1 protein-coding gene is annotated in these 1,444 nt (G+C 64.1%); it reads right to left on the reverse strand.

Annotation, left to right across the window (positions count from 1 at the left end):
- Positions 1–54 precede the first annotated feature (54 nt).
- Positions 55–1,272: a TniQ family protein gene (locus MF6396_RS28040; RefSeq protein WP_003465063.1), complete on the reverse strand. Its 1,218-nt coding sequence runs from the start codon at positions 1,270–1,272 to the stop codon at positions 55–57.
- Positions 1,273–1,444 lie beyond the last annotated feature (172 nt).

Consider the following 1,444-nt stretch of genomic DNA (forward strand, 5'->3'; position numbering starts at 1 on the left):
CCTGTCACATATACGTTCGATTATGTGACAGTGTGAGCCAGAAAGTTCTCGCCGTCAAAAACTGTCACTTAACCCGTCATTTAGTCTAAGACCTGCAAACGGCCATTCAGGCTCGTAATGTGACAAAAACTCCGGCGGGATGCCCTCCTTGGTGAACGTGGCGCGCAAACGTTCCAGGGATTCGGGGTCGCGTCGCCCGTAGGACGCCAGTGTGAACAGCAAGCGGGCCGTCTCCGGGTTGTGTCGCGCTTCAATGATGGCCTCATCGATGGCCTGGGCTGCTCGTTGCCAGTGGTTGATGGGTTCCGGCTTCGGCACCTTCGCCGGCAGGCCGTTGGTGAAACCAGTGTGCGGCTCCGTCTGAAACAGCGCGGCCTGTTCCCCGCGCGGGATCAGCGCCTTTGACTCGATCAGCGTGATGGCGGTGGCCGCCGCCTCCAGCATCTGCCACTGCACCGCCGGGGCCAGAATCTCGTAGGGACGCCACAGACTCTGCCCGGCGCGCAGCGGATGGCCGCAGCGCTCCCAGACATGGCGGATGCTCGCCGAGCAACTGCCGCAGTGCGAGAGCGGCGTGTTCAGCTCATCAAGCAGGGTGCGCAGCAGCCGGAACCACAAGCCGGCGTGGACACGCCGACGCGGCAGCTCCACAAAACCCGTCGTCAGCGCCTGCCAGGTGCGCCGGTCCATGCAGGCGATTGCGTCATCGGCAGGGCGCGGCGCAGCATCGGCGATTTCCCACTGAAGATACCGGCCGGGCATGCCCCAGTAGGACTCCAGCCAGCAGCCATGCTGCGGGCAGCTCAGCATCAAGGGGAGCTGCCAGACGAGTAGCACAGCTTGATTCGTTGGATCGTTCAGACACTGCGGACACGCCCGGCGAATCGTCTGGCTCGGTAGCCAGGCACGCCAGCGAGTGATGGACCGCACCTTGCGGGTGCGCTTGGGCAGGAGCACCGCGCATTGGAATGTATAGGTTTCCAAGGCTGCTGGTACCGAATCGTCGAGACTGTCGAGCAGCCACGGCACCCAGCCTGCAAGACTCATGCTGCGCAACCGCTCCAGCTCGACGCCACTGCGCTGGCAGAGCGCCGTCAGCAACGACAAGGATGGTGCGGTATCCAGGTCATCAAGTTGGCTGTGACCAAGATCGTGGGCCAGCAGCTCGTGCACGTCCATCTGGTAGCAGGCGGCGACCCGGTTGAGCCATGAGGACAGGGCTTCGCCTTCCTTGGGTGCCGGATGCAGCGGCCAGCGCGGCGCGGACTTCACATCAGTTCCCGCTCGAACTGTCGCCGCCGCTCACTGGGGCCGATGTAGTCGGCCATGCTGAGCGTGCGGTGGTTGATCGCTTCCTCGCCACTCTCCACGGCGGCGACGGCCGCCGCCACCAGCAGATGTGCAAGCTCGCCGATGGTGCCTTCGCTCCGGGTGAGCAGGTAGC

The sequence above is a fragment of the Pseudomonas sp. MF6396 genome (genome assembly GCF_002018915.1).
In the GTDB taxonomy this organism is placed as follows: Bacteria; Pseudomonadota; Gammaproteobacteria; order Pseudomonadales; family Pseudomonadaceae; genus Aquipseudomonas; species Aquipseudomonas palmensis.